The organism is Microbacterium sp. Root1433D1 (assembly GCF_001426835.1).
In the GTDB taxonomy this organism is placed as follows: domain Bacteria; phylum Actinomycetota; class Actinomycetes; order Actinomycetales; family Microbacteriaceae; genus Microbacterium; species Microbacterium maritypicum.
In genome coordinates this window covers 551627-576366 of sequence record NZ_LMFN01000003.1, presented here as the reverse complement: position 1 = coordinate 576366, position 24740 = coordinate 551627, and the positions used below count along the sequence as shown (strand labels likewise).

Genomic DNA, 24740 nt, shown 5'->3' with positions numbered 1-24740 from the left:
TCAGATGCCTCCGTCGATGGAACGGATCGTCACGGCGGGCTCGTCCGGCACCATCACCTGGGTCTCCCGGTTCAGGCTCTCACCGCGGAAGAACCGCTTCGATCGAGGGAACAGGTACCAGAGGAACATCAGCACCAGGCCGAAGGCCAGCGAGCCGACGCCGATCACGAACGTGCCGCCGATGCCGAACAGGACCGTGTAGCCGTAGTCGACGTCCCACATGTCGATCGCCGACTGGATGAACGCCCAGGCCAGCATGAGCCCGCCCAGCAGCGGGAACAGGCCCTTGAAGAAGAACTCGCGGGCGGAGGAGGTCAGATCCTTGCGGAAGTACCAGACGCAGGCGAACCCGGTGATGGCGTAATAGAACGCGATCGCGAGCCCCAGCGAGAGGATCGAGTCCTGCAGGATGTTGTCGCTGATCAGCGTCATCCCGACGTAGTAGAGCGACGCGACCACGCCCATCACGATGGTCGAGAACGACGGGGTCTTGTAGGTCGGGTGCACCTCCTTGAACCGGGCGGGCAGAGCGCGGTACACACCCATCGCGAGCGTGCCGCGAGCGGTGGGGAGGATCGTGGTCTGGGTCGACGAGATCGCCGAGATGATCACCGAGACCACCAGCACCCAGCCGAACGGTCCGAGCAGCCCGTCCTTGATCGCCAGGAAGAAGTCGTCGGCGTTCGCCTCGTTGCCCAGGCCCGTGCCGTCTTCTCCGAGACCGGCGTACATCATGGCCGCGATGGTCACGGCGACGTAGGTGAACAGCAGGATCACGGTCGTCAGGAGCGCTGCGCGACCCGGAATGCGCTTCGGGTCCTTCGTCTCCTCGTTCAGGGCGAGGCAGGTGTCCCATCCCCAGTAGATGAAGAGTGCGAGCAGGATGGCCTCGGTGAACCCCGACCAGTCGGTGAACGCGAACGGGTTCATCCACTCCCAGTCGAACGGGGTCGGATTGGGTGCGGTGCCGGCGAAGAACTGCCAGAGCGCGGTGACGACGAAGATCGCGAGCGCGAGGTACTGGATGCCGAGCAGGATGTTCTGGATGCGCTCGCCGATCTCGACCCCGCGCCAGCTGACCCAGGTCATGGCCGCGATGAAGAGCACGGCCACCACGACGACCCGCCAGTCGTTGTTCTCCAGGTCCTGCCCGATCAGCGACCAGAAGTAGACCGAGGCGATCTGGGCCAGGTTGGCGAGCACGACCATGCCGGCCACAGCAACACCCCAGCCGCCCATCCAGCCGACCCACGGGCCGAAGGCCTTGGTCCCCCAGGTGAAGGTCGTCCCGCAGTCGGGGACCGCGTTGTTGAGCTCGCGATAGGCGAAGGCGATCAGGAGCATCGGGACGAAGGCGATGATGAAGGCGATCGGCGCCTGGGCGCCCACAGCGAGCACCACGAAGCCGAGCGTCGCGACGAGCGAGTAGACCGGCGCCGTCGAGGCGAGACCGATGACGGTCGAGCCCCAGAGCCCCAGTGTTCCCGCAGCCAGACCCTTGCCGTCGGGTCGTTCCAGATGAATCGGCGTCGTTGCTGCCATGTCAGAACAGTAGAGCCACCACGGTTATCGCGTCAACGGGTTTCTTCGACCGTCTGAATCCGAAGCGCGGAATGGACCTTCACGACGGAATCCGTGGAATCAGGGCCTTTCGAGCATGCCGTCAGCGTGCTCGGCCACCCACTCCATCAACGGCAGCATCCTCTCCATCAGGTCACGCCCGAGCGGGGTCAGGCTGTACTCCACGTGGGGCGGCACGGTCGGGAGGGATTCCCGGTGCACCAATCCGTCGTCGGCGAGCGTACGCAGGGTGGAGGCGAGCATCTTCTCGCTGATGCCGTCGACTTCCCGTCGCAGCGCGCCCCAGCGGTGGGTGCCGTCGGACAGGCAGGAGAGCACGAGAACGCCCCACTTGCTCATGATGTGATCGAGGATGACGCGCGTGCCGCAGTTCTGATCGAAGACGAACGGAGTGGATTCCTTTATCTGCGCGAAACTAACCGTCATGTGGGTACCTTACTTCAAAGTGGGTACCCGCTGGATGGAATGCGGGATGCCCGCTCTCGGGTTGTCGAGGATGTCACTTACGAAAGGACCCTCATGACCATCCTCGTCACCGGTGCGACCGGCAACCTCGGCCGTCTCATCATCGCCGGCCTCCTCGAGCGCGGCGCCGACCCGCAGTCGATCGTCGCCGGAGCTCGCAACACGGCCAAGGCCGCCGATCTGGGCGTGCGTGTCGTGCACCTCGACTACACCGACGCCGCCTCGGTCGCGACCGCCGTCGAGGGTATCGACACCGTCGTGCTGGTCTCCGGCTCCGAGGTCGGTCAGCGCGTCGCCCAGCACCGAGCGGTCATCGATGCGGCGAAGGCCGCCGGCGTCTCGAAGCTCGTCTACACGAGTGTGCCGAAGGCCACCACGAGCGACCTGGTCCTGGCGCCGGAGCACAAGGCGACGGAAGAGCTCATCGCCGCCGCAGGTGTGCCCGCGGTGATCCTCCGCAACAACTGGTACACCGAGAACTACGTCGCCGACCTCACCCGCTCCGCCGAGACGGGCGTGCTCGCCGCCGGTGCCGGGGACGGACGCGTCGCCTCGGCGAGCCGCAGGGACTTCGCCGAGGCTGCGGCCGCAGTGGCGCTCGAAGACGGGCACATCGGCGAGGTGTACGAGCTGGCGGGCGACGTCGCCTGGACGTACTCCGACCTCGCTGCGACCTTCTCCGAGCTGACCGGACGCGAGGTCTCGTATGTGCGTCTCGGCTTCGACGACCAGGTCGCGGCGCTGCGTGAGGCCGGCCTCGACGAGGGCACGGCCGGATTCGTCGCCGCGCTCGACGCCGGCATCAAGGACGGGGCACTCGCCGACACCGACGGCACGCTCGCGCGTCTGATCGGTCGCCCGACGACCCCGCTCCTCGAAGGACTGCGCGCCGCCTCCGCCTGATCGCTTCCGCAAGACCGAGTGCCGCCGTCCCCCCGGACGGCGGCACTCGGTGGTCGTAGGCACGGGGTCAGGAACCCACGTGCGCCTGCCCGTGCGCGCCGGCCTGCACGTGCGCGACCGTGAGCGTGATGCTCTCCCGCTGTATGCCGCGCGCCCCGAGCAATGCGTCGATGGCCGCGTGCCCAGTGCGGAGGATCTCCGCCGACTTCGCGCCGGAGTCCACACCGAGCGTCGCCTCCACTGCCACCCCGTCGCCCACGGCGACCACCGACACGATCGGCTCGTCGTCCTTGCGCACACCGATCGCCTCGGCTCCCGCGCGCAGCAGGTTGGAGATCAGGGAACCCGATCGGTAGACGCTGCGAACGCCCGGCGTCGACCGCAGCGTCGCCTCGATCGCCGCGGCGAGCTCGTCGCGCTCCTCCGCCCTCATCGGCTCTCTCCCGCCCACGACGACACCTCCCGGACGTCCTTGATCGCGATGTCGATCGCGATCACGTTCAACTCGGTATGCGCGCGAAGGCCTCGATCGACCTCGGCCCGCAGCTCAGCGGCGACCTTCGGGATCGACTGACCGTGCAGAGCGCTCGCGTCGATCTCGATCCGGATCGGCGCACCCGCCTGCGTCACGTCCCCGTCGAGTCGACAGCGCCCGACGAGGAGTCCCGGCACGGCATTCTCCGCAGAGCGGATGAGGCCGCGCACCGCTCCCTCGGTGATCGCGAGATCCACGTGCGGATCCGGTGACTCGAAGGGGATGCGGCGTCCGGCGCGCGCATCCATCGCGATGCCGCTGAGGATGCGATCGACCCAGTTCTCGTCGACCGGGGGTTCGGCTGCGGCTTCTGCGGCGATGAGCTCAGCACCGAGCCCCTGCAGCCGTTCCAGTGCGTCCAGCGCCAGCTGACAGCCGGGCGACTCGTCGATCGAGCGATCGGCGGGCTGTCGCCCCGCGTCGAGATAGTCGGTGAGCTCGTCGAGCGTGTGCCCGTCGAGATCGGTCGGTTCCAGGCCGAGCCGGCGGACTTCGCGAGTCTCTCTCTCGTCGGTCATCGCCACTCCTCCATCCGTACGATCATGTATTTCCGGGCCCGCGCGAGCAGGCCGCGCGCGGTCGAGACGGGGATGTCGAGCTCCTCGGAGATCTCCTCGTAGGAGTACCCGCCGATCTCCCGCAGCACCCAGCATTCGCGCTGCGCATCCGGCAGCTCTCGAAGCGCTGCCCCGAGGGCGGCGACGCCCGCACGCGCCTCGACGACCGCGGTCGGTGAGGCATGCAATGGAGCCGGACGATCGAATCGATGTCGACGGCCGGGCGGATCGCGCGGATGCGATCCACGGCCTTCCGGCTCACGATCCTCATCAGCCAGCTCTTGACCTTGGCCGGATCCTCGAGTTCGCCGAACCGCTGCCAGGCGGTGACGAAGGACTCCTGCACGATGTCGTCCACATCCGCGGATGCATTCAGCATCCGCTGTGTGTACGCGCGCATCATGGGCGTGTACCTGCGCACGAGCACCGCGAAGGCCTCGACGTCGCCGTCCATCGCGCGTCCGGCGACGATGCCGTCGTCCGCGTGTTCGAGCGCTGTGCGAAAGCGTTCGTCTTCCATCTACCCCACCCCTCGATCCGATCCCCTGAGGGATTCGGAACAGATGCCCCAACGGATCGGATCATTGTTCACCCGCCTGTGAGGGATCGGGGAGAGGCCGTGCGGGCCTCTCCCCCGCCTCGTCACTTCTTGAACGCATCCTTCACGTTCTCGGCGGCATCGCGGACGTTGCCCTTGGCCTGCTCCGCCTTGCCCTCGGCGACGAGCTTGTCGTCATCGATGACCTTGCCGACGGTCTCCTTCGCCTTGCCGGCGATCTTCTCGGCTGCGGCCTTGATCTTGTCTTCAGCGCTCATGGCTTCTCCTTCTCCTTCTCCACCGACCCCGCGTCTCGGGGCCGAGTCCTCGACGAGGCGGCTTATGCCGTCGGCGCCTCGTCCGTGTCTGCGGTGTCGCCTTCGTCATCCGAGGGGACGTGTACGTCGTCGATGGTGACGTTGACCTCGACCACGCCCACCCCGACCAGATCGACCATGTCCCGGTGGATCGCCGCGCGGACGTCATCCGCGACCTTCTGCAGCGAGACGGGGTACTCGGCGACGATCGTCACGTCGACGGTGATCTGTGCTTCGCCGACCGCGACGCTGATCCCCTGCGAGAGGTCGGTCGTGTTGAGCGCGTCCCGAATCGCGCCCACCATGCGTGCGGCGCCCCCGCCGAGCGCATGGACTCCGCTGACGTCACGCGCAGCGATGCCGGCGATCTTCGCGACCACCGCATCCTCGATCGTGGTCGTCCCCACCGCAGCCCCCTGCGGCGGGGTGACGACCTGAATCTCGGGCTGGGTGCCACCTGTCGTGTTCGTCATCGTGAGCTCCTTCTTCCTCATGCCGCTCGCAGTGCGAAGCGCAGGTCGCGGTCGGCGACGCCACCACTAGGACGTATACCGAACGGCAGATGTCACAGATCCGTCGAAAGAAATCTCTGAAGACCCCCGACGAACCGCTCACGGTGCACTCAAAGGTTGAGAGTGCAATATTGCACTCCATGGCCGACAGTGCAGATTCCTTGCGAGAACAGCGCAAGCGAGAGACCTCCCGCGCCCTCACCGACGCCGCACGACGTCTGACGACGGAGAAGGGGTTCGCCGGGTTCACGATCGAGGAGGTGTGCGCCGAGGTCGGAGTCTCCCGCCGCACGTTCTTCAACTACTTCGAGAGCAAGGAGAATGCGGTCTTCGGGTTCGCGACGATCGACTCGTCCCAGGAGGCGCTCGAGGAGGAGTTCGCTGCCCGACGCGGAGACCTGCTCGACGACTTCCTCCGGTTGACGATCCGCCGCTTCGAGCTGTTCAACCCGGTCGAGGACGCCCCGGCGATGTTCGCCGTGATCGAGCAGGAGCCGCGTCTGCTCAAGGCCGCCTTCGAGCATCTCGCGAAGAACGAGAGGCGCGATGTGGGGCTGATCCTCCGCCGAACCGCCGAGACCGATCGCACCTCCGACGACGCCGCCGAGCTGCAGGCCGAGGTGGTCGTGCACACCGTCGGCGCGCTTGTGCGCATGAGCATGGACGAGCTGGTGCATCGCCAGTCGACCGAGCCGTTCGCCGATCTCCTCACCCGACGCCTCGACGTCGCCCGCTCGCTCTACGCACCGTCACAGAAAGCGCACTGAATGTCCGCCACCGCCACGAAGGACGCCCCCTTCCTGCTCACGAAGCGCCGCATCTGGATCATCTTCAGCGCCCTCATCGCGGGCATGCTGCTCTCCAGCCTCGACCAGACGATCGTGTCCACCGCCATGCCGACGATCGTCGGGCAGCTCGGCGGCGTCGACCACCAGGTGTGGATCACCACCGCCTATCTCCTGGCCACCACGATCGTGATGCCCATCTACGGCAAGTTCGGCGACGTACTGGGTCGACGCACCCTGTTCCTCGTCGCGATCGCCCTGTTCACCCTGGCCTCGGTCGGCTGCGCATTCGCCACCGATTTCTGGATGTTCGTCGTCTTCCGCGCCCTGCAGGGCTTCGGCGGTGGCGGCCTGATGATCCTGTCCCAGGCGATCATCGCCGACATCGTCCCTGCCAACGAGCGCGGCAAGTACATGGGGCCGCTCGGTGCGGTCTTCGGGCTGTCCGCCGTCGCCGGCCCGCTCCTCGGCGGCTACTTCGTCGACCACCTGACCTGGCAGTGGGCGTTCTACATCAACATCCCCGTCGGGATCGCGGCATTCATCATCGCGCTGGTCGCACTCAAGCTGCCGAGCAAGAAGGCCGAGAAGCCGATCGATATCTTCGGCGTCATCTTCCTCTCGATCGCGACCACGTGCCTGATCTTCTTCACGGACTTCGGCGGAGACAAGGAATTCGGTTGGGACTCGCTCGCGACCTGGGCCTGGGGCGCCGGGCTGGTCGTCGCCGCGACCGCCTTCGTGATCACCGAATCGCGGGTTCAGGACCCGATCATCCCGCTGAGCCTGTTCCGCAATCCGATCTTCGTCAACGCCACCGCGATCGGGCTGGTGCTCGGAATCGGGATGTTCGCGGCGATCGGCTTCGTGCCGACGTTCCTGCAGATGTCCTCCGGCACGTCTGCGGCGGAATCCGGACTGCTGATGATCCCGATGATGGTGGGGCTCATGGGCACGTCGATCTTCTCCGGAATCGCGATCTCGAAGACCGGCAAGTACAGGATCTATCCGATCCTCGGCACCATCATCACCGGCATCGCCATGGTCTCGATGACCACCCTGTCGGCGTCGACGCCGATCTGGCTGATCTGCGTGTTCCTGTTCGTGTTCGGCGCCGGGCTCGGCCTCATCATGCAGGTCGTCGTCCTGGTCGTGCAGAACGCGGTCCCGGCCGACGAGATCGGCACCGCGACGAGCACGAACAATTACTTCCGCGAGGTGGGAGCATCTCTGGGAACCGCGGTGTTCGGGACGATCTTCACCACACGTCTGACCGAGAACCTGCTCGGCGTCTTCACCGGCGCCGGCGCCTCCCCCGAAGGCGCCTCCGAGGCCGCATCGACGATCGATCCGTCGACCCTCAACTCGCTGCCGGACGAGGTGCGGGAGGGCATCGTCACCGCCTACGCGGACGCTCTCGCGCCGGTCTTCTGGTACCTCGTGCCGTTCATCGTGCTTGCGCTGCTGCTCTCTTTGTTCCTCAAGCAGATCCCGCTGTCGGATCAGGCAGGACTCGTCGCACGCGGCGAGGCCGTCAGTGGCGAGGAAGCCGAGAGGTTGGAGGCCGCACAGCGCGGGGTCGGGCGCGCAGACGGCGTCTCGGCGACCGCCGTCGCGGCCGATGCCGACCCGACGGACACCGACACGACACCGCTCACGCGCTGAGACGAGCGGCCCCCGCCCCGACGTGGGCAGGGGCCGCCGTCTGTCAAGGGGCTCCCCTTCCGGGCGTGGATCCCGCATTCTTCACCGTGGGGACAGCGAGGAGAATGATGGAGCACGATCCTGATCGCAGGTTCACGCTGGTCGAGGTCAGCGCGACCGACTGGACCATCCACGATCTGCAGTACCCGGAGAACGACCACCGTCGCGTCGTCTGCACGATCTTCGAAGACGCCCCGACCGAGGTCGAGGTCCTGTGGCGACGCGACCTGCCGCTCGCTTTGCGCTATTCCTCGGCTGCCGACGTTCTCGAGGCCGTGCGCAGGTTCCAGGACACCTCACGCGCCACACGTCCGATCCCGATCCCACATATGCCTCCGGCGCGTGGCCCGAGGGGGTTCCGCGGGTGAGCCGTCCGACACCCCCCGGATTCTCCGGATGGACGCTGACCGCCGTCGTGCGACAAACTGACGGATAGTCGGCCGCCCCCACCCGCCGACGGTCTGGAGCATCCCATGTCGACCCCCACGGACGCGTCCCCCTGGAAGAGGTTCTGGGAGAAGGGCGGCTGGTGGTGTGCGCTCGTCCTGGCTGCTGTGTACTTCGTGCTCTACGACCTGCTCTCGCTCGCGTTCACGCCCCTCGCCCTTCAGCTCGACGATCCGACCGGTGCCGCTGCGGTCATCGTGTACTACGTCCTGCCGCTCGTCGTCGGCGGCCTGCTGCTCGTCGGCTTCATCGCCTCGGTCGGGTGGTGGCGCGACGTCTTCGGTCCGCAGCCGATCCGAGGACGGGGATGGATGTGGATCGCGATCGTCGTCGTGCTTCTGTTCAACATCCTGCGCTTCGCCACGATCGACTACGGCGACGTCGGATGGGACGTCGTGGCCAGCTGGCTGCTGGCCGGACTCCTCATCGGGTTCGCCGAAGAGGTTCTCACCCGGGGGCTGGTCGTCAACCTCGCCCGCAAGGCCGGATACCGCGAGATCGTGGTCGCGGTGCTCTCCGCCGCCGTGTTCGCCGGCCTGCACGCCGGGAACCTTCTGAGCGGGCAGTCGGTGTTCGCGACCGCGTTCCAGCTCGTGTACACCTTCGCGTTCGGCATCCTGATGTACCTCGCACTCCGGGTCACCGGGACGATCCTCGCGCCGATCCTGCTGCACGCCAGCACCGATCCGAGCATCTTCCTCCAGACCGCGCACCCTGCCGAAGGCGCTCTCACCGCGTTCGCCGGCTTCGGGAACATCGTCGTCATCGCCGCTGCGGCCGTGCTGATCTTCTTCATCCGCGGCCGCGTGGGCGACGCCGCCCCCTCCTTCACCGAGGACCGCGCCGCCTGACGGATGCCGAGCGGCCGCGGTCCCGTCGATCCTCAGGCTGATCGATCCCCCTCCGGCCAGTCGGTGACGACCACCTTGCCGATGGTGCGCGACGCCTCGACGATCTCGTGCGCCTGTCGCATGGTCGCCGCATCCAGCGGCGTGAGGTGGGTCGTCACGGTGGTGCGCAGCGTGCCGTCGTCCACAAGCGCGGCGACGGCCTCCAGCAGATCGTGCTGGTAGTGGTCTGCGGGGTCGGTGACGGGCCTGGTGAACATGAGCTCCCAGTGCCAGGTCACGCTCTTCGCCTTGAGCGCGTCGATGCTGCCACCGGTCTCGTCGATGGAGACGACCTGCCCGCGTGGACGGATGACGTCGGCGATCGCCCGGACGTTGCCAGGAGTGAACGACGTGAACACGTAGTCGACGCCGGCGGGAGCGATCGCCGAGACCTCGGAGGCGAAGTCGCGACCCACGACGTGGTCGGCCCCCATCTGCCGCACCCACTCCGCGGTCTCCGGCCGGGAGGCCACCGCGATGACTTCGAGACGCGTGAGCGCCTTCGCGAGCTGGATGATGAGCGAGCCGACGCCGCCTGCGGCCCCGATCACGAGGAGCACGCCCTCGCTCTCCTGGGTGAGCGCGAGCCGGTCGAAGAGACTCTCCCACGCGGTGATGACGGTGAGGGGCAGAGCGGCCGTCTCGGCGACCGAGAGTGTGCGTGGGGCATGCCCGACGATGTTCTCGTTCACGAGGTGGAACCGGGCGTTGGTGCCGGGGCGGTCGATCTGACCCGCGTAGTACACGCGGTCCCCCACCGCGAAGCGCGTGGCCTCGTCGCCGACGGCCACCACGACTCCTGCCGCGTCGTACCCGAGGACCCGAGGCGCCCCGGTGGTGGCGGCTCCCGCACGCACCTTCACGTCGACGGGGTTCACCGAGACGCCCTGCACCTCGACGAGCACATCCCGTCCGGCAGGTCTCGGCACGGGAAGGAAGATGTCGCTGAGAGCGTCGGGGGCCGACACGGGACGCCTGCCGCGGGCGCCGATCGCGGGCATCCGCTCAGGGAGGGACAGCGGGGTGGAAGAGGATTCCGGAAGGTTCGTGGTTGCCATGCGCGCCACGCTATCCGAAGCCCTCTAGTTACCCGCAAGCGCACCTAGTATCCAAAAGATACCGACCGGTGGCGCAGATCTCAGCCTTCGTAACTCCGCTGCGTCGACAGCGCCCACACCTGCTCGATCGGAGTGAACCCGTCCTCCCCGTCGGGCCCGTGGAACCCCTCGACGAAACGGCCGATGTCGGCCTGCCACGCATCGTTCGCCGGCGAGGCGTTGACCACCCGCATCGCCGCGTCGAAGTCCTCGCACTCGACGATGTGGAACAGGTTGCGACCGGAGCGCCAGATGGTCCAATCCTCGATCCCGGCGACCCCGAACAGGTCCCGCAGCCCATCGGGGACGCGGGCGTGGTGGATCCGGTAGTCGTCGATCGCACCTTCTGCGATCACCGAGTGCAGTGCGATGCGCATGCCGCTCCTTGTTCGTTCTCAATCGATTCCCCTGCCACGATAGGCCCCCGGGCCGGTCTGCCGCGGGCGGGCGCGCGACACCACCGACACGCCCCGGCACTTGCGGGGGGTGTCGGAACACCGACGTAGCCTCGAGGGCATGACTGTCGAGTACCTCGGGACCGTCGTGTCGTCCATGTGGCTGACCGTCGCCATCCTCGCCGGAGGATTCGCCCGGACGCGCAACAGGTCCGCGTGGGCGTGGTTCCTTCTGACGCTCCTGTTCGGCCCGATCGCCGCTTTTCTGCTCGTCGTGTGGCCTTCCGTCGCGAGAGCGCCCAGGGTGCAGCCCTCGCACTCGCCCGCGGAATAGGTCGCAGGTCGCCGGGAAAGTACCGCCGGAAAGCAGAAAAACCCCGGCGAACCGGGGTTTTCATCTGTAGCAGGAGCGGGGCTTGAACCCGCGACCTCACGATTATGAGTTAGATTCCGTGGGCTGACGAGTACTTGTTGGTCACCGTTTGCCGCGTGATTCCGCGGGAGAGGTCACAGTTGGTCGCGGCTGAGTGAGGGTGGTTTCAGCAGAGCTACCGGCACAGAACCGGCACTCAGTACTCTTCAACCCAATCGGCAGGCACAAGCGCATCTCCGCGCCAGTTGTAGGCGATTGAGTCCTGGAACCACGGCTCTTCCGTTAGATCGACGTGATCGCTGACGATCACTTGGAAGTCTGGCGCGAGCTCCTGCACGAAGTCGTGCAGCAACCTAAACATGCGCGTGACCGATTCATGATCTTCGTCTGCCGGCACGCCGGTTTCCTCGATCTCGTCTCTAACAACCTTGGGCTTCGACTCGTAAAACACCTGTGTTGGCTGATCGAGCATCAGTATTCGAGGAACGGACGCGTTCTGTTCCACGAACGTTTTGTGGAGCGCCAGATGGGTAGCAAGATGATACCCGAGCCAGTTTGCCCCGGAGCCCAACGACGACAGCTGAACAGGGCCTTCTGGCGTGTCAGTCGCCACTGTTAGCTTTGCCAAATCTAGGCGCACACTCTCCTCGGAGTTCTCGAGGTTCAGTTCTTGGGCGAGCTTGGTCATCTTCCGCCCCAAGGAGATGAGCGCTGACATCAGCCGCTCACGGGCAGCGTCATCATCCAGTTCGCGTTCCAAAGCTTCGACTCGATACCGCGCGGTCGCGGCCGCCTCACGCAATTGGTCAATGCCGAGATCCCGACGCATCGCTAAACGACCAACGGTCGCATCGATACGCCCGCGTACAAATTGCTGCCTCTTGGCATCGACTACCGGTCCATCCAGCGTCGTCGCAGCTTCGGTTGCGGCCAAAGCCTCCTCGACAGCAGTCAGACGCTCACGAGCTTCTTGAATCTCTACACCGAGCTCAGACAGCGCCCGCTCTCGTCCGGGTTGCACCGACGCCATCGTTTCGAGCTCGTTGGAGAGGTCCTTGAGACGAGAGGTTAGCTGGCTGACTGTGGGATCAGCGTCCGCGAGTGTCTGATTGCAGACGGGACAAATGTCAGCAATCGTATCGTGCGGAGCAGGTATGAGCTCCACGCTTCGAAGACGTTGGAGTTGCTGAGCGATCGCTGCTTCGTAGCTGCCCTCAGTCGCGGTTGATTCCAAGAGCGCACTTCGGTCGTCAAGAAGGCGACCAATGTCCGCACGAAGTCGAAGTCGTTCTGACCTCAGCTTGCGGTGATGGTCCTGGGTTCGGAGGTCAATATTCGGCTCAGCGTCTACAGGTGCAGCAGTTAGCACACCTTGCAAGACCTCCACGGCAATCTCGGTGGTCGGCGCCCTGTCCACATCAACGAGTCCAGCCGCGAATGCTTCAGCTAGGAGTGATTGCATCTGGCTGTCATGCTCGGATGCCTCGGCTTCGGCCGCTTCGAGCGCAATCTCTGATCGTCGTAGCAGGCGTCTTGCTGCGCGAAGCTGCTGGTGCTTCTCTGCATGGTCACCCTTGACGGCCCCCAGGAAGAACGGCAATGAGTCCTTGATCGAATCCCGCATCCCAGACTCGTCCTGGCGGTGGAACAGGAGCGACTTGTTAGCAATCTCGTTCTGCGTCTGGAAGAGAAAGATCGCTGCCTGACCGAGGCCAACCTTGAACGGGGTCTTCGTCGACCCTTCAGGCGGACTGAGGCGTGCACCGTCGATGCCGAGTCTCGCGGAGATCTGATCGCGCATACTGTTCGAATCCGTGTTCGCCCATAGGTCCTCGAAGGCTGGCAAGCCAAGCTCAGGCCCGCCGAGCTGCAACATAGCTTGAGTAATCGAGCTGTTGCCGGGCTTAATCTTTGGGCGCGCGAGCATCGCCCGTGAGCCGTCGGCGAACTCCCACAGCGTCGAATACCATGCGACCGAACGGAACACCTTCGTCCGCGGAATCGGAGCGTCGTCGCGCCCGAGGCAGAAGTCAACAATGTCCAGAAGCGCGCTCTTTCCAGTTTTCGAGAACCCGGTCACGATGTTCAGGCTTCCGGGTTTGAAGTCGACGGGACGACGACGACCATCCGAGTGGTACAGAGCGAGACTGATCAGTTGCACAGCATCATGGTGTCACACCGAACAGCGCATACAGGGTTGCGGGAGATCCAGCCGCTGCAAACCAACGTCCAAGAAAGGCTGCTCGCTGGATGATGTAAGCAAGCTCTGCGTCGCGATCCTTGTCTAGCTTCCAGGCCGACCGACCACGCAATCGATCGCCCTCAACCACTTCGAGCGATCCAGCGCGGAGCGCGTAACGCAAGCCCTCTCTCGTGTAGGGACGCATGCTCACAACACGCTTGGGAAGTGAAGCCAGCAGCGCACTGTTCTCAGTGACCCACTTTGATGCGTACGAGTTGATACGGATCGGCAAAGCTTCTCGCGTGTCGCGATGCAACGCCATCGGCGCTGCAAGAAACACAAGCTCCCAGGGCATGCAATCGCCCGATTCGTTCTCGTACATCTCAGTCGCGGCTACGAGGATTGTTGCGACAAACGCAGGGTTGATCATGTTTGCGGTGACCCACGATCGGTTCTCCCAGTTCGCGAGTTCCATAGTCGAGGGGCCACTAGAGGCGTTGGCCATTAGTCGTTCCCTATCGTCAGGGCCTGGACGAGTTCTTCAAAATCTGGGTGCCAGCCCTTCCTGCACCCGTCCGCCAACTCGTGACGGATGCCCCGCGCATAGAACTCCTCCGTATAGCGCGGACGCACTTGCACCGCAGTCGAATCCCGCAGACGTCGATACAGCGCAGCGCCGGCCTTTTTCTTGTCGCCCTCGCTGGCCTCCTCAGGCAGATCCTGCATCATGTCGTCAAATGCGAGCTCCCATTCGTCCATTAACGCGTCCTTGAACTCATCAAATTCAGACATCTCTAGGAGATTTCGATCTACCCAGTGGGTCGTCTGCGTCACCGCGCGATGGAAATCAGCCACCGCACGCTTGAGCGCCACCGGTGTGGCATCAATCCAGTACAGCTGGGTCACAAACGCTCGTTCCCCGTACTGATCCATGACATCAGTACCGTCGACACGAGGAACCGTGGTGACAAGGTTGTCGGGGTGGAACCCGTCCCGTATGTCATCGAGCTTCGCCTTGAGCTCATCTGCGCGTATTGACCTGCGCGCCTTGCGCAACAGATCGATCGCGACTCCCATCCACCATGAGTCCAGCACAGCGAGAAAATCGGCGGTACGCCCCTGTGGAGCAGCAAACCAGAGGGCGTCTTCGAGGGCAGCGTCTAGCTGTTCGATCGGTAGATGGCCGTCGAGCACGTAGATGCGCTGGACGATTCCTATCCGGTCAGCATCTGAGAGTCTGAGCCATTGTGCCCGCGCAGCGGACGTGTGGTGTTTCTCCTTGGAGCTTTTTGCGGCTTCATCTAGGAGCTCCACCGCTTTGGCGACATTTCGTCCGTCGCGTCGAAGGTACGACGCCGCCGTACCCACGGGCGCAATGGCGGTGGTCACGATCGACAGATCCGGTCCGCTGACATCACGAAGTTGCGGGTCATCCATCCACACCTTCAGCGTCCGCCAAACGTCAGCACTCTTGTCCGTCAGTGAACCGTTGGAGTGCTTGTGGTGCTTTAGCTGAAGGAGCGCTTGGGGATCCCCTCCCGAGTCCTCCCACGCTACGTCGTCGAACTTCTCCAGCGTAAGCGCCATGTCTGGCCGTTCGCGTGCCCCGCGCAGCAACTCTAGTAGTGCCCAGCGAACTTGGTACAGGTAACCTATTGCGCTGCTTGAAGCATCATGCGAAACCATGGCTCCTCCAATCGGCGCTGGCCGGTGTGCGCTTGATTATGGTGGTTGCTTCGGACATTAGATCGCAATAGGCCGCGGCCATGGAAGCGCCTTGCCGAGGAGCGCCCGGACCGCAGCGAAGCGAGGACCGGACGCACCGCAGGCGGGGCGCATCCCGCCGCAGGCGGGCCTTGAAAGAGTAAAGAAAGTTCTCACAGCTCCCGACTCCGTAGGTATCAACAAGTCGCGCACGCCGCCACGAGCAAGGTCAGACTTGCAGTTTACGGTTGAAGTGTGACCTTCCGCCCTGCTGACCGTGTCTACGTCGATGAGTCGAAGGCGCGAGGCTACTACGTCGTTGCGACCGCCTCTGTGGTCGGAGATGTGCAAGCCTCTGATCGGGCGCTGCGAGATCTCCTCAAGCCCGGCCAGCGACGCATCCACTTCAAGAGTGAGAGTGACAGTCGACGCCGCCAGATCCTCTCGCGCATGTGCGGTCTCGACGTCCGCGTGTCCGTGTGGGTCGTCAAGCAGCGGTCAGACAAAGAGTCGCGGCCACTGACCCTCGGCGCACTCGCCGAAGCAGCCGTGAGCGCTGGAGTAGCGCAGCTGATCATCGAACGAGATGAGTCCCTCGAACGTGCCGATCGACGTCTGCTCGCCGATGCGATCCGCCGTGCTGGATCATCAGAGATGCAGTATCGGCATGTCGCGCCGCACGAGCATCCGCTGCTCTGGGTGAGTGATGCCGTCGCCTGGTGCTACTCGAACGGCGGTGACTGGATCCGTCGCGTCGATGCGATCGTGGAGTCCCGGGTCACCCGGCTCTAGAAACACGTGAGCCTGGCTCGTCTACCGTCCGGAAGACTGCCAGGCTCCGAGGGCTACTGCCCGCCGTGCTATAAGTGTACCTCGGCGGATCCATGACGGGCCAGTGCGATCTGTTCTCGACGCCTCAACCGGCACAAACCCGGCACGGTGGCAGCCGCCACCGTGCCAGTACGTCGCCCGCACATGACAAAACCCCCGGAATCCCAGGGGTTTTGATCTGTAGCAGGAGCGGGGCTTGAACCCGCGACCTCACGATTATGAGTCGTGCGCTCTAACCAGCTGAGCTACCCTGCCGCGAGGCATCCGTCCGCGTGAGAAGAATGCTTGCGAGCCCCGAGTCAGGATTGAACTGACGACCCCTTCCTTACCATGGAAGTGCTCTGCCACTGAGCTATCGGGGCGTGCTGCCCCTCGCGGGGCAACCGTACGAGAATACCATCACTGTGGCGTCCTCATGAAATCGAGCCGGTCAGTACGACGTTCGACCGGCATTCTCCTTGAGCCACGGCATCGGGTCGATGGTCGATCCGTTGACGATGAGCTCGAAGTGCAGGTGCGCGCCGTAGGAACGGCCCGTGTTGCCGGTCTTGCCGACGATGGTGCCGACCTTCACCGTGTCGCCGGCCTTGACGTTGAGGGAGCCGTACTGCATGTGCGAGTAGTGGCTCGTGATGACCTGGCCGTCGATGACGTGGTCGATGTAGACGGTGACACCGAAGGCGCCGCCCTGCTCGGTCGCGATGCGCACTGTGCCGTCGGCGATGGCCTGGATGGGGGCACCGTCGCCGGGCACGAAGTCGATGCCTTCGTGGAGACGGCCACTGCGCATGCCGTACCCGTAGCTCATGCCCACGCCGACGAGGAACGGCCACTGGATCGCGGCGTCCGGATCGTTCGTGAAGATCTCACCCGAGTAGTTGATGCCCTGTTCCGCCGCGACCTCGGCGAGCGAGACCGTGCTGAAGTCATCGGCGCGAGTGAGCGATTCGCTCTCCACACCGGACGGGGCGACGAAAGCCTGGATCTCGTCGTCGGCGGCGTCCTTCGCGGCGGCCGCGGAGGAGGAGACCAACGACATCGATGCCGCCGAGGCTCCCTGAACGCCGGCAACGGCCTCAGCGGGGAGCGTCATGGACACCGCGAGGAGACCGGCGAGGCTCATCACACCGACGGTCGCGCCGAAGGTGACGGCCTTGCGGATGCTGCGAGGACGACGAGGCGCCACGTGCGCGGAAGCGACAGGCTCGTCACTCGACCCCTGCTCCGGCTGCGACGGGTCGGCGGCGGCGGAAACCGTCGGCACCGAACCGGTGACACGGAAGGCGCGGGATGCGCGCTCGAAAGCATCGACCTCGTCGTCATTCCCGGAAACGGGATACGGGGCTTCTTCGGGAGAGGCTGAGGGTTCGATCGACTCGGGAGCCTCTTCGACTTCGGCGTCGACGAGCTCGATGCCCTCGTCGAGGTTCTCTGCCGCGACGGGCACGGCGGGAACATCGGCGATGATCGGCTCGGGGCTCGCCGCCGTGAAGGGCTCGATCAGCGCTTCGGCCGCGACATCGTCGGGTGCCTGGCGCTGGCGGGCGGCGCGTCGGGAAAGAGGAGCGACGGCAGCGAGGGCGATAGCGGTGGACTCCGCGGCAGAAATGGGTGCCGTCGGTCCCGCCGCGGGGGCCTCAGAGGCCGCAGTGCGGAGTCGGCTGGACCGGCGCGTGGGCGCAGAGGCAGCCTGGGAATTCTCGAAGGGCAAAACGTTTCTCTCGGTCGTGCGTCAAGCTCGGGGGGCGCAAACTTTGACTTTCACCTTCGGGTGGCGAAAGTAACGATCCCGTAAACCCTACCCTGACCAGGCTGGGAATGCCATGAATCGTTCACGGTTTCTCGTCGAGGATCGCGAGCAGTCGGGCGTGCACATCGGGTCCACCCGCGATCAGCATCGGACGCGGGGAGTCGACGTCGATTCGCGAAACGACGCCACCCGCCTCCACGACCAGGAGGGCGCCGGCGGCGAAGTCCCAGGGGCGGAGTCCTCGTTCGAAGTACCCGTCGAGTCGTCCGGCCGCGACGAAGGCGAGGTCGAGCGCCGCAGCGCCCATGCGACGGAGGTCACGGGCCATCGGCATGACTCGGGCCACGGTCGCGATGTCCCCCTCGTGGGTGGTGGGGTCATAGCCGAACCCCGTCGCGAGCAGAGCGCCTGCCGGGGTCGCGGCGGTCACCGCGAGCCGGCTCCCGTTCACCCACGCGCCGTGGCCGCGGGCAGCCGTGAACGTCTCGCCCAGTGCCGGCGCGTTGACGGCCCCGGCGAGCGCTTCCCACGTCGCCGGGTCGGGTTCACCCCGGACGGCGGCGATGCTCACGTTGTACGCCGGGATGCCGTAGGCGTAGTTGACGGTGCCGTCGATCGGATCGACGACCCAGGTGATCCCACTGCTGCCGACCTCGGCGCCCGACTCCTCGCCGAGGAAACCATCGTCGGCTCGTGCTGCGCGAAGACGTGCGCGGATCAGCGCCTCGACCTCTCGGTCGGCTTCGGTGACGATGTCGGCCAGGGACGATTTGGTGGCCGCCAGGCGCACACCCTCCTGTCGACGTGTGCGCGCGAGTTCTCCTGCCTCCTCAGCGATCTCGGTGGCGAGTTCGCGGAGTTCGAGTTCGAGCGTCACTGCGCAGGCTGCTGCGGGGCGGGCGGAGGCGGCGGGAAGGCCGGCGACGGCTCCTGAGGAGAAGCCGTCGGCTGCGCGGCGGTCGGCGCCGGTGGCACCGGGTGCTCTCCGGAAGCGACGGGTGCGGGCACGACAGGCTGCGCGAACTGCGGGGCGGCCGGGAGCGGCGGGGCAGGCTGCGGGGGCAGGGGCTGGGGCGCGACCGGGAAGGCCGAGCCGGGCACCTGACCGAGAGCCTGCTGCGGCGCGACGGTCGGATACCCGGTGTAGTAGGCGTTCCAATCCGGAGTCGCGTCGGGGAGGGCCGGGAGCGGCGTGATGCCGTCTGCGTAGGTGGGCCACGCCGGCGCCGCCGCCACCGCACGATCGGCAGGCGTCTTCTTCTTCGGTGCGAAGAGCGCGTTCAGCAGCGGGATCAGCGTCGTGCCGACGGCCACGAGGATCGTGAGCGCGACCACGATGCGCCAGTACAGCTCGCCGTACTCGAAGGTGTTCGGGAAGGCGAGGAAGAACACGAGCATGCCGACCAGGCCGACGAGGAACGTGACGGTGACGATGTAGATGATGCGCGTGAACGTCGTGACGTGTCTCTGCGCGGCCGGAGTGAACAGGCGGACATGCAGCAGGGCGAGCTGGAGGATTCCGATGACGAGGAGCAACTGGAAGAACCGCTCCGCGCCGAAGTAGAAGCCGTCCTCCGGCAGCCAGATCTTCACGGCGCCGACGAGGAGAGCGACGATCCAGCTCACCATGCTCGCCAGCTGCAGCCAGTCGGGGCGATTCGGCGCCAGCCCTGCTTCGAGGATCGCGATCCCCGCGAAAGCCGCCAGCAGGAGGATCGTGAGGAAGGCCCGACCGATCAGACCGTCCTGATCACCGATGAGCACCCAGACCACGCACACGAGAGCCGCAGCGATCAGAGCCCCGATGGCGATCCACAGAGAGCCCCTGATGAGCAGCGACATGTTCTTCTTCTCACCCTGCGTCTGATGCGTGGTGATGTCCGGATGGGACATGGCGATCCTCTCGTCGAGCGGCGATGCCTTCATCCTGCCACGCGCGTCGACGGTTGCCACGGCTCCCGCCCCATCCGGGGGAAGCTCACTCCTCCCCCGCGCCTGGGCAGGAGAGGTCGTCAGCCCGCCTTCTTCGCCGACGCCGCGGCGAAGGCTGCGACCCTGGCCTGCGCGTCGGGCGTCTCCAGAGCCGCACCGATCGAACGCGCCTCTTCACTCAGCTGCTCGACGAAGGAACGCTCGGGCTGGGAGCGCACCAACCGCTTCGCCTGGCCGTAGGCCTCGGCCGCTCCTGCCAGCCAGAACCGCGCGATCTCCTCACCGCGTGCTCGCACGCTCTCCGCCTCGGAGACGGCATCCGCGCCCTCGACGGCTTCGGCGACGAGCCCCCATTCCACGGCCTCCGCCGACGAGAGCAGTCGGTCCTGCAGCACGAGCTGCAGGGCGCGGCGCTGGCCCACGGCGCGGGCGAGTTGAGCGGAGACGGACAGATCCGGAGTCAGACCGATGTTCGCGTAGAGGCTGCCGAGCTTCGACCGTGAGCCGACGACGGCGTAGTCGCTGCACAGCAGGATGCCGAGGCCGCCGCCTGCGGTCGTGCCGTGGGCAGCCGCGACGACGGGCACCGCAGACTCCGTGAGCGAGCGGATACCGGCGTTGATCACCTCGGCGAGCGCGGTGATCTCCCCACCGGACGCCCCCATCGTCGTCGCCATGTCGATCACGTCGCCACCGGCGCAGAACGCGGGGCCGACGGCATCGATGAGAATCGCCTTCACGTCGGCCCTCGAGGTCGCCTCGGCCGTCGCATCCTTCCAGGCGTGCGCCAGGTCGGCGTTGAAGGCGTTGAGGCGAGCGGGGCGGTTCAGCGTCAGCCGGGCCATTCCCTCTTCGACGGCGAACAGGATGGCATCACTCATGGCTTCTCCTTCGAGCGCAGGACGTGTGGGACCAGCGTAACCGCGATCAGACCCGCTCCCAGACCTGCGAGACGAAGCTCTCCATACGCCGACGGGTGCCGTCGAGGCGGAAGTCGACCTGCCCCGGAGTGCGCACCTCGTTGGGCGCGAGCGGGTGGGCGAGGCGCACATTCTCGTGGCAGGAGAGGTCGGCGCACATGTAGGTGCCGAACGAGTCCCCGCGCGTGCCCGCTTCACCGGCCCGACGTGCGGAGAGGAGCGCGACCTGGTTGCCGGGCTGCATCGTGTGGCAGATGTTGCACATGCCCGAACGGGCGCGGCCGGGCTCCGTCGCGCGCAGCACGATGCCGACCACCTCGTCGTCGTGAGGGATCACCACGTAGCCTCGACGGCTCGCACCCGGATCCTGCCAGGCGAAGAAGTCGAGGTAGTCCCAGTCGACGAGCAGGAAGTCGTGCGGCATCTCCATGAGGCGCAGCTCGTCAGCATCCGCATTGACGAACGATGCGCGGACGTCGGCTTCGGTGAGCGGTCGCATCGCTCCAGTCTATGAATCGTTCGCGGTCGCGGGGCCACGTCACATCTGCCGCGTCGTGACCATCCAGAACACGGTCTCGAACGTCTGGACAACGAACACGGATGCCCAGACGGATGTCGCACCCTTGTCGTCGACATACCAACCCGCGGGCGCGGTCACGAACGATCTCGGAGGTCGGTGCGAGCACACGTCGTCGTGACCACGCTATTCATGGTGAGGGCCACGGTGACGAGAGAACGCCCCCGCCCAATCTTCTCGGTGGGAGTCACCCATCGCGCGACCACGAAAGTGAGACCTGACACCACGAGCACGTCGCGCGAAGACAGCTGTGAACTTAGCTGGGCTCAGTCATCGAACAGGTGTGTCAGGAATCGCCCTCAGCCGCAAAGAAGGAGCGGATGGGACCGCTATCCCGTGCGGATACTGAAATCGGAGGGCACCCGTACTGAGATCGGAGGCCATTCGCGCCCCTCGGCGGGGTGCTCGGTTGGCCCCGGTTCCCTCGCATCCTGAGCCTGGGGGCAACATGAAACGCACCATCACCACCATCGCGGCGCTCGTCCTCGCACTGGTTCTCACACCTGCCACAGCCAACGCAGACTCCGACGAACTCCACCCGGATGTCGAGTACGCCTTGGAGGCGTTGCCCGGCGGCTTCGCCGTGAACGACACCACCGCCGTCTGGCCGGCACTCGGGATGATCCTCGAAGCGGGGTCGGAGTCCGCGTCGCTGCGCGCTGTCGGCAGTTGCGCCACCGGGACATACTGCGCATACGCCTCGCCCAATCTTCAAGGCTCGAAGTTGACGTTCACCATCTGCACCACCGTCAGCACAGCCGCATTGCAGTCCGTCGGATCCATCGCCAACGGCCGCTCCTTCGGCAGCGTTCGCGCGCGCAACTCCTCAGGCACAACGCTCGCGACGGCCGGGGCGAACGGTTCCGCGAACGTCGGCGCTGGCACCACCAACTTGCTCTGCACGCTCTGAGCACCCGATAACCTGAGGAGACGAGCGAGATGAGCGGGGCGTCTTCGATGGTGAGGCTGGGGCTATTCGATACCGTCCGCGTCGTTCTTGCCGGAGCTGAGAGCTTTCCCCTTCCGGCTGAGGCGCATTCCAGCACCTCGACGAGCGCCCCGGCTCTCAACAAGGCCGTCGTCTTCCGCCGATTGTTCGATGAGTATTGGCCTCTCGTGCACCACCACCTGTCGTGTTTCCTCGACAACCAGGAAGAAGTCGACGAGATCACTGCGGAGGTGTTCGTCGTCGCATGGAGGAAACTGCGTCCGGAGACGCCGATGGGCTTGCGCTGGTTCATCCGCACCGCAGACAACAAGGTCCGCGATGTCGACCGAAGTGCCCGTTCGCGAGGGAGGGCGTTTGACGCGATGAGCCGGGGCTTGGAGAACGCCGCGGAGCGGCTTCATCCGCTGGAGGCGCTCGCGCTGCGTCAGGCTATGAAGAAGTTGAACGCCCGTGAGCGTCAAGTGGTGGTACTCACATACTGGGACGAACTCACCGCCGGTGAGGTCGCGGCTGTGCTGCGTTGCAGTTCTGCGGCGGTATGGACCACACTCACCCGCGCGAGGACGAAGCTGCGTATCCAGCTTGAGGTGAAGGAGGACGGGCGATGAACGTCTCCGACGAGGAGCTGGACCAGCTGTTCCGAGCAGTGAGCCCTGCGCCGGGCGCACGCTTCGCTCCGCTCACCGCGCGCGACATCGCTATCCGCGAGGGCATCATCCGCGGGACGTTCGAACTATCACCGGAGCCTCGCCGTCGCGCAGGGCGGGTCTGGGGCGGCGTGACCGCCGTGGTGGCATCCATCGCTGCGGTCACCATCATCGCGGTCAACGTACTGGGTCCGACGCAATCCGCTGTCGCGCTCACGCCCCCGCCACTGCAATACGCAAACGCGCAGCCGCTGTCTGCCGTCGTCACAGCCGCTGAGCTGAAACTCGATCTGCCAGACGACGTCGTCCAGGAGTCGCGGGTGCAGACGCTGAGCTGGGGGTGGAACATCGACATGGCGAAGGGGCGGGTGGAGGTCGTGCCGCAAAAAACAACCTTCGACTGGTCGCCGGAGACTGGCTCCATCAGCACGGTCGTCGCCGCCGAATCGTATTGGTCTGGCGATGCGCGGCCTGAGGGCATCGCTGAGAGTCCGTATCGACCTGGTGACATCATCAGCGAACTCACGACCAGCGCCGCAGACCTCGACATCCCGCCCGGGGTTGTGAGCCTGAAGGGGTCGAGTCGCGAGGAACTGTTTGCAGCGCTGGGAGAGCTTGGCGCGTCAGCCGACTCTTCATCCGGAGACCTCCTCGTGGCCATCAGCCAACTGCTGAGCTACTGGACCTTGACCGACGAACAGCACGCGACCTTAATCCACATGCTCGTCGATGCAGGCGATGTCACGGTTCTCGGCGAATCGACCGACCGACTGGGACGAGCGGTCGTCGGGCTCCGCACAACCATCGACGACCGCGGTTATCAGAACACACTCCTCATCTCTCGGGATACGGGGCGGATAGTCGGTACCGAGAACGAACTGACCAAGGCGATGGAGTTCATTCCTGCTGGTGTCGTCGGGTACACGCTGTGGGACGTCAAGTGAGACAGAACGAAATCGAATAGACGTTCAGCGACGGAACGCCTCTACCGGTTCGATCCTCGTGGCTCGAATCGCCGGATAGAGCCCCGCGATCGATCCGATGGCCACACCCATGACCGGCCCCATGATGAGCGACCATGGTTCGATGACGGCCGTCCACTGCTGACTCACTGCGATGGCGGTCACGGCTGCCATCGCCAACGCCGTACCCACAAGCCCACCCAGGAGCCCGCGCACGACTGACTCTCCGAGGAACTGCATCGCTATATGTCTGGGCAAGGCGCCGAGCGAACGCCGAAGTGCGATCTCTCGCGTGCGGGCGATGACGCCGAGCAATGACACGTTGGCGATTCCGACACCACTGACGAGAACGCAGATGCCTGCGAGTGCGAAGAAGAGCGCCTGCGTCGACGTGTTGACCCGGTCTTTCACGACCGTCGGCTTCGGAGGTGGGACGATCTGAAACGCGGTGAGTTCCGCGGGGTTCAAGGCGACCGCGAGCTGGTCGGCGACAACCTCCGATGCCCCCACCTCGGTGGCTACGACCATCGTCTCCCGCTGTCCTGGTGCAGTGAAGTGTGTCCGAGCGAACCCGTCGGGGATGATGACGCTTGTCAGCGCAGCGCTCGAGCCGGTCGTGTCATCGATGACGCCGATGACAGTGACCCGAAGGTCGTTGAGCACGATGACGGGTTGATCAGCGATGTCGCTGATACGGAGGTCGCCGGCCAGCTTGTCTCCGATGACCGCAACCGGCTGATCCTCATGGAACTCATCGAATGTGCGGCCGCTGGACACCTCAGCGCCGACGAGATCGAAGTACCCCGGTGTCGCTGCCAGCAACGAAGGTTGGGAGGAGCCGGGGTCGATCGACGGAGGATTTACGCTGATGGTGACGCCGGGGACGTTCCACCATCGTCCGGTCGCGGTGACCCCGTCGATCTGACCGACACGGCGGTCGGCGTCCGTAGCGAAGAGAGGTTCGGTCCCGGTTCCCCCAGTGCGGGGAGTCACCGTGATCTGGGTGGCTTCGACTCTCAGGAACTCGTCACTGATCTGTCCGTTGGCGCTGGCGGTCACGCCGAGCACCGCCACGAAGGACGCGACGCCGATCGCGATTCCGACAATCGTCATCCCCGAGCGAGACGAGCGTTGCACAACACCGGCCATCGCCTCGTTGAGCAACCGCCTGCGCACCGGGTGACGGG

At 65.4% G+C, this 24740-nt stretch carries 27 protein-coding genes, 2 tRNA genes and 1 pseudogene; 10 read left to right on the top strand and 20 right to left on the bottom strand.

What is annotated here, in order from left to right:
* Both ASD13_RS13745 and ASD13_RS13740 read right to left on the bottom strand, forming a co-directional pair.
* Positions 1 to 1542 carry an APC family permease gene (locus ASD13_RS13745; protein WP_055870207.1) on the bottom strand — a complete coding sequence of 514 codons (1542 nt, stop codon included), beginning with the start codon at positions 1540 to 1542 and terminating at the stop codon, positions 1 to 3.
* Between the two features lie 99 nt (positions 1543 to 1641).
* A complete protein-coding gene (locus ASD13_RS13740; protein WP_055870204.1) occupies positions 1642 to 2007 on the bottom strand; it encodes a winged helix-turn-helix transcriptional regulator in 366 nt (121 codons plus the stop codon).
* A 93-nt stretch (positions 2008 to 2100) separates the two neighbouring features.
* Between ASD13_RS13740 and ASD13_RS13735 the strand changes: the two genes are divergently transcribed.
* Positions 2101 to 2949 (top strand): SDR family oxidoreductase, encoded by an 849-nt coding sequence (locus ASD13_RS13735; protein WP_055870201.1) that lies wholly within the window; start codon positions 2101 to 2103, stop codon positions 2947 to 2949.
* Positions 2950 to 3016: 67 nt separating this feature from the next.
* Here the strand turns inward: ASD13_RS13735 and ASD13_RS13730 are convergent, their stop codons facing one another.
* From ASD13_RS13730 to ASD13_RS13710, 5 genes and pseudogenes are all read right to left on the bottom strand, one after another.
* Positions 3017 to 3382: a hypothetical protein gene (locus ASD13_RS13730; protein WP_055870199.1), complete on the bottom strand. Its 366-nt coding sequence runs from the start codon at positions 3380 to 3382 to the stop codon at positions 3017 to 3019.
* Positions 3379 to 4002 carry an Asp23/Gls24 family envelope stress response protein gene (locus ASD13_RS13725; protein ID WP_055870195.1) on the bottom strand — a complete coding sequence of 208 codons (624 nt, stop codon included), beginning with the start codon at positions 4000 to 4002 and terminating at the stop codon, positions 3379 to 3381. The genes ASD13_RS13730 and ASD13_RS13725 overlap by 4 nt, the downstream gene beginning before the upstream one ends.
* A pseudogene (locus ASD13_RS13720) lies at positions 3999 to 4561 on the bottom strand (RNA polymerase sigma factor). The gene ASD13_RS13725 and the pseudogene ASD13_RS13720 overlap by 4 nt, the downstream one beginning before the upstream one ends.
* Before the next feature lie 122 nt (positions 4562 to 4683).
* Positions 4684 to 4857: a CsbD family protein gene (locus ASD13_RS13715; protein ID WP_017828199.1), complete on the bottom strand. Its 174-nt coding sequence runs from the start codon at positions 4855 to 4857 to the stop codon at positions 4684 to 4686.
* A gap of 62 nt (positions 4858 to 4919) precedes the next feature.
* Entirely contained in the window at positions 4920 to 5369 is a 450-nt protein-coding gene (locus ASD13_RS13710) for an Asp23/Gls24 family envelope stress response protein (RefSeq protein ID WP_235562598.1), read from the bottom strand.
* A 179-nt stretch (positions 5370 to 5548) separates the two neighbouring features.
* Here ASD13_RS13710 and ASD13_RS13705 point away from each other — a divergent pair, with 179 nt between their 5' ends.
* The 4 genes from ASD13_RS13705 (at position 5549) to ASD13_RS13690 (ending at position 9195) form a co-directional block, all read left to right on the top strand.
* Positions 5549 to 6175: a TetR/AcrR family transcriptional regulator gene (locus ASD13_RS13705; protein ID WP_055870189.1), complete on the top strand. Its 627-nt coding sequence runs from the start codon at positions 5549 to 5551 to the stop codon at positions 6173 to 6175.
* Positions 6176 to 7858, top strand: a complete 1683-nt coding sequence (locus ASD13_RS13700) for an MDR family MFS transporter (RefSeq protein ID WP_055870186.1) — start codon at positions 6176 to 6178, stop codon at positions 7856 to 7858. It abuts the gene before it with no gap.
* Between the two features lie 107 nt (positions 7859 to 7965).
* Positions 7966 to 8265 (top strand): hypothetical protein, encoded by a 300-nt coding sequence (locus ASD13_RS13695; protein WP_055870183.1) that lies wholly within the window; start codon positions 7966 to 7968, stop codon positions 8263 to 8265.
* A gap of 105 nt (positions 8266 to 8370) precedes the next feature.
* Positions 8371 to 9195 carry a CPBP family intramembrane glutamic endopeptidase gene (locus tag ASD13_RS13690; protein WP_055870181.1) on the top strand — a complete coding sequence of 275 codons (825 nt, stop codon included), beginning with the start codon at positions 8371 to 8373 and terminating at the stop codon, positions 9193 to 9195.
* Between the two features lie 32 nt (positions 9196 to 9227).
* Here ASD13_RS13690 and ASD13_RS13685 read toward each other — a convergent pair whose 3' ends face one another.
* Together ASD13_RS13685 and ASD13_RS13680 are read right to left on the bottom strand one after the other, a co-directional pair.
* A complete protein-coding gene (locus ASD13_RS13685) occupies positions 9228 to 10292 on the bottom strand; it encodes a zinc-binding alcohol dehydrogenase family protein (protein ID WP_235562595.1) in 1065 nt (354 codons plus the stop codon).
* Between the two features lie 80 nt (positions 10293 to 10372).
* Entirely contained in the window at positions 10373 to 10708 is a 336-nt protein-coding gene (locus tag ASD13_RS13680) for an L-rhamnose mutarotase (protein WP_055870175.1), read from the bottom strand.
* 139 nt (positions 10709 to 10847) lie between these two features.
* Between ASD13_RS13680 and ASD13_RS13675 the strand changes: the two genes are divergently transcribed.
* Entirely contained in the window at positions 10848 to 11060 is a 213-nt protein-coding gene (locus ASD13_RS13675; protein ID WP_055870173.1) for a hypothetical protein, read from the top strand.
* A 235-nt stretch (positions 11061 to 11295) separates the two neighbouring features.
* On the opposite strand, the gene ASD13_RS13670 is transcribed toward ASD13_RS13675, so the two are convergent.
* From ASD13_RS13670 to ASD13_RS13665, 3 genes are read right to left on the bottom strand one after another with little or no spacing between them, the layout of a single operon-like run.
* The gene (locus ASD13_RS13670; RefSeq protein WP_017828190.1) at positions 11296 to 13260 is read right to left on the bottom strand and encodes a DUF3732 domain-containing protein; all 1965 of its coding nucleotides are present in this window, start codon (positions 13258 to 13260) and stop codon (positions 11296 to 11298) included.
* 4 nt (positions 13261 to 13264) lie between these two features.
* Positions 13265 to 13786 carry a three component ABC system middle component gene (locus ASD13_RS17420; RefSeq protein WP_144052907.1) on the bottom strand — a complete coding sequence of 174 codons (522 nt, stop codon included), beginning with the start codon at positions 13784 to 13786 and terminating at the stop codon, positions 13265 to 13267.
* On the bottom strand, positions 13786 to 14868 hold the full coding sequence (locus tag ASD13_RS13665; RefSeq protein WP_055870170.1) for an ABC-three component system protein: 1083 nt from the start codon (positions 14866 to 14868) through the stop codon (positions 13786 to 13788). The genes ASD13_RS17420 and ASD13_RS13665 overlap by 1 nt, the downstream gene beginning before the upstream one ends.
* A 372-nt stretch (positions 14869 to 15240) precedes the next feature.
* Here ASD13_RS13665 and ASD13_RS13660 point away from each other — a divergent pair, with 372 nt between their 5' ends.
* Entirely contained in the window at positions 15241 to 15777 is a 537-nt protein-coding gene (locus ASD13_RS13660) for a hypothetical protein (RefSeq protein ID WP_055870167.1), read from the top strand.
* A gap of 220 nt (positions 15778 to 15997) precedes the next feature.
* On the opposite strand, the gene ASD13_RS13655 is transcribed toward ASD13_RS13660, so the two are convergent.
* The 7 genes from ASD13_RS13655 to ASD13_RS13625 all read right to left on the bottom strand — a co-directional run bounded on the left by ASD13_RS13655 (position 15998) and on the right by ASD13_RS13625 (position 20917).
* Positions 15998 to 16071, bottom strand: a tRNA-Met gene (locus ASD13_RS13655).
* A 35-nt stretch (positions 16072 to 16106) separates the two neighbouring features.
* A tRNA-Thr gene (locus ASD13_RS13650) sits at positions 16107 to 16178 on the bottom strand.
* A 68-nt stretch (positions 16179 to 16246) separates the two neighbouring features.
* The gene (locus ASD13_RS13645; RefSeq protein WP_055870164.1) at positions 16247 to 17527 is read right to left on the bottom strand and encodes a M23 family metallopeptidase; all 1281 of its coding nucleotides are present in this window, start codon (positions 17525 to 17527) and stop codon (positions 16247 to 16249) included.
* 121 nt (positions 17528 to 17648) lie between these two features.
* Positions 17649 to 18443, bottom strand: coding sequence for an inositol monophosphatase family protein (locus tag ASD13_RS13640; RefSeq protein ID WP_055870160.1), 795 nt, complete (start codon positions 18441 to 18443; stop codon positions 17649 to 17651).
* Positions 18440 to 19459 (bottom strand): hypothetical protein, encoded by a 1020-nt coding sequence (locus ASD13_RS13635; RefSeq protein ID WP_157535644.1) that lies wholly within the window; start codon positions 19457 to 19459, stop codon positions 18440 to 18442. The genes ASD13_RS13640 and ASD13_RS13635 overlap by 4 nt, the downstream gene beginning before the upstream one ends.
* 119 nt (positions 19460 to 19578) lie before the next feature.
* Positions 19579 to 20379: an enoyl-CoA hydratase/isomerase family protein gene (locus ASD13_RS13630; protein WP_055870157.1), complete on the bottom strand. Its 801-nt coding sequence runs from the start codon at positions 20377 to 20379 to the stop codon at positions 19579 to 19581.
* 46 nt (positions 20380 to 20425) lie between these two features.
* The gene (locus ASD13_RS13625) at positions 20426 to 20917 is read right to left on the bottom strand and encodes an FBP domain-containing protein (RefSeq protein WP_055870154.1); all 492 of its coding nucleotides are present in this window, start codon (positions 20915 to 20917) and stop codon (positions 20426 to 20428) included.
* A gap of 526 nt (positions 20918 to 21443) precedes the next feature.
* On the opposite strand from ASD13_RS13625, the gene ASD13_RS13620 reads away from it, so the two are divergent.
* Genes ASD13_RS13620 through ASD13_RS13610 form a run of 3 tightly spaced genes read left to right on the top strand, consistent with a single transcriptional unit; the run spans position 21444 to position 23535 of the window.
* Positions 21444 to 21905 (top strand): hypothetical protein, encoded by a 462-nt coding sequence (locus ASD13_RS13620; protein ID WP_055870151.1) that lies wholly within the window; start codon positions 21444 to 21446, stop codon positions 21903 to 21905.
* Positions 21906 to 21934: 29 nt separating this feature from the next.
* Entirely contained in the window at positions 21935 to 22552 is a 618-nt protein-coding gene (locus tag ASD13_RS13615; protein ID WP_055870148.1) for an RNA polymerase sigma factor, read from the top strand.
* The gene (locus tag ASD13_RS13610; protein ID WP_055870145.1) at positions 22549 to 23535 is read left to right on the top strand and encodes a hypothetical protein; all 987 of its coding nucleotides are present in this window, start codon (positions 22549 to 22551) and stop codon (positions 23533 to 23535) included. Before ASD13_RS13615 ends, ASD13_RS13610 begins: the two co-directional genes overlap by 4 nt.
* Before the next feature lie 24 nt (positions 23536 to 23559).
* Here the strand turns inward: ASD13_RS13610 and ASD13_RS13605 are convergent, their stop codons facing one another.
* Positions 23560 to 24666 (bottom strand): ABC transporter permease, encoded by a 1107-nt coding sequence (locus ASD13_RS13605; RefSeq protein ID WP_162243060.1) that lies wholly within the window; start codon positions 24664 to 24666, stop codon positions 23560 to 23562.
* Positions 24667 to 24740: the final 74 nt, after the last annotated feature.

Coding starts and splice junctions, on each gene's coding strand:
- ASD13_RS13745 (WP_055870207.1), bottom strand. CDS start 1,542: ATGGCAGCAACGACGCCGATTCATCTGGAACGACCCGACGGCAAGGGT.
- ASD13_RS13740 (WP_055870204.1), bottom strand. CDS start 2,007: ATGACGGTTAGTTTCGCGCAGATAAAGGAATCCACTCCGTTCGTCTTC.
- ASD13_RS13735 (WP_055870201.1), top strand. CDS start 2,101: ATGACCATCCTCGTCACCGGTGCGACCGGCAACCTCGGCCGTCTCATC.
- ASD13_RS13730 (WP_055870199.1), bottom strand. CDS start 3,382: ATGAGGGCGGAGGAGCGCGACGAGCTCGCCGCGGCGATCGAGGCGACG.
- ASD13_RS13725 (WP_055870195.1), bottom strand. CDS start 4,002: ATGACCGACGAGAGAGAGACTCGCGAAGTCCGCCGGCTCGGCCTGGAA.
- ASD13_RS13715 (WP_017828199.1), bottom strand. CDS start 4,857: ATGAGCGCTGAAGACAAGATCAAGGCCGCAGCCGAGAAGATCGCCGGC.
- ASD13_RS13710 (WP_235562598.1), bottom strand. CDS start 5,369: ATGACGAACACGACAGGTGGCACCCAGCCCGAGATTCAGGTCGTCACC.
- ASD13_RS13705 (WP_055870189.1), top strand. CDS start 5,549: ATGGCCGACAGTGCAGATTCCTTGCGAGAACAGCGCAAGCGAGAGACC.
- ASD13_RS13700 (WP_055870186.1), top strand. CDS start 6,176: ATGTCCGCCACCGCCACGAAGGACGCCCCCTTCCTGCTCACGAAGCGC.
- ASD13_RS13695 (WP_055870183.1), top strand. CDS start 7,966: ATGGAGCACGATCCTGATCGCAGGTTCACGCTGGTCGAGGTCAGCGCG.
- ASD13_RS13690 (WP_055870181.1), top strand. CDS start 8,371: ATGTCGACCCCCACGGACGCGTCCCCCTGGAAGAGGTTCTGGGAGAAG.
- ASD13_RS13685 (WP_235562595.1), bottom strand. CDS start 10,292: ATGGCAACCACGAACCTTCCGGAATCCTCTTCCACCCCGCTGTCCCTC.
- ASD13_RS13680 (WP_055870175.1), bottom strand. CDS start 10,708: ATGCGCATCGCACTGCACTCGGTGATCGCAGAAGGTGCGATCGACGAC.
- ASD13_RS13675 (WP_055870173.1), top strand. CDS start 10,848: ATGACTGTCGAGTACCTCGGGACCGTCGTGTCGTCCATGTGGCTGACC.
- ASD13_RS17420 (WP_144052907.1), bottom strand. CDS start 13,786: ATGGCCAACGCCTCTAGTGGCCCCTCGACTATGGAACTCGCGAACTGG.
- ASD13_RS13665 (WP_055870170.1), bottom strand. CDS start 14,868: ATGGCGCTTACGCTGGAGAAGTTCGACGACGTAGCGTGGGAGGACTCG.
- ASD13_RS13635 (WP_157535644.1), bottom strand. CDS start 19,459: ATGTCCCATCCGGACATCACCACGCATCAGACGCAGGGTGAGAAGAAG.
- ASD13_RS13630 (WP_055870157.1), bottom strand. CDS start 20,379: ATGAGTGATGCCATCCTGTTCGCCGTCGAAGAGGGAATGGCCCGGCTG.
- ASD13_RS13625 (WP_055870154.1), bottom strand. CDS start 20,917: ATGCGACCGCTCACCGAAGCCGACGTCCGCGCATCGTTCGTCAATGCG.
- ASD13_RS13620 (WP_055870151.1), top strand. CDS start 21,444: ATGAAACGCACCATCACCACCATCGCGGCGCTCGTCCTCGCACTGGTT.
- ASD13_RS13615 (WP_055870148.1), top strand. CDS start 21,935: ATGAGCGGGGCGTCTTCGATGGTGAGGCTGGGGCTATTCGATACCGTC.
- ASD13_RS13610 (WP_055870145.1), top strand. CDS start 22,549: ATGAACGTCTCCGACGAGGAGCTGGACCAGCTGTTCCGAGCAGTGAGC.
- ASD13_RS13605 (WP_162243060.1), bottom strand. CDS start 24,666: ATGACGATTGTCGGAATCGCGATCGGCGTCGCGTCCTTCGTGGCGGTG.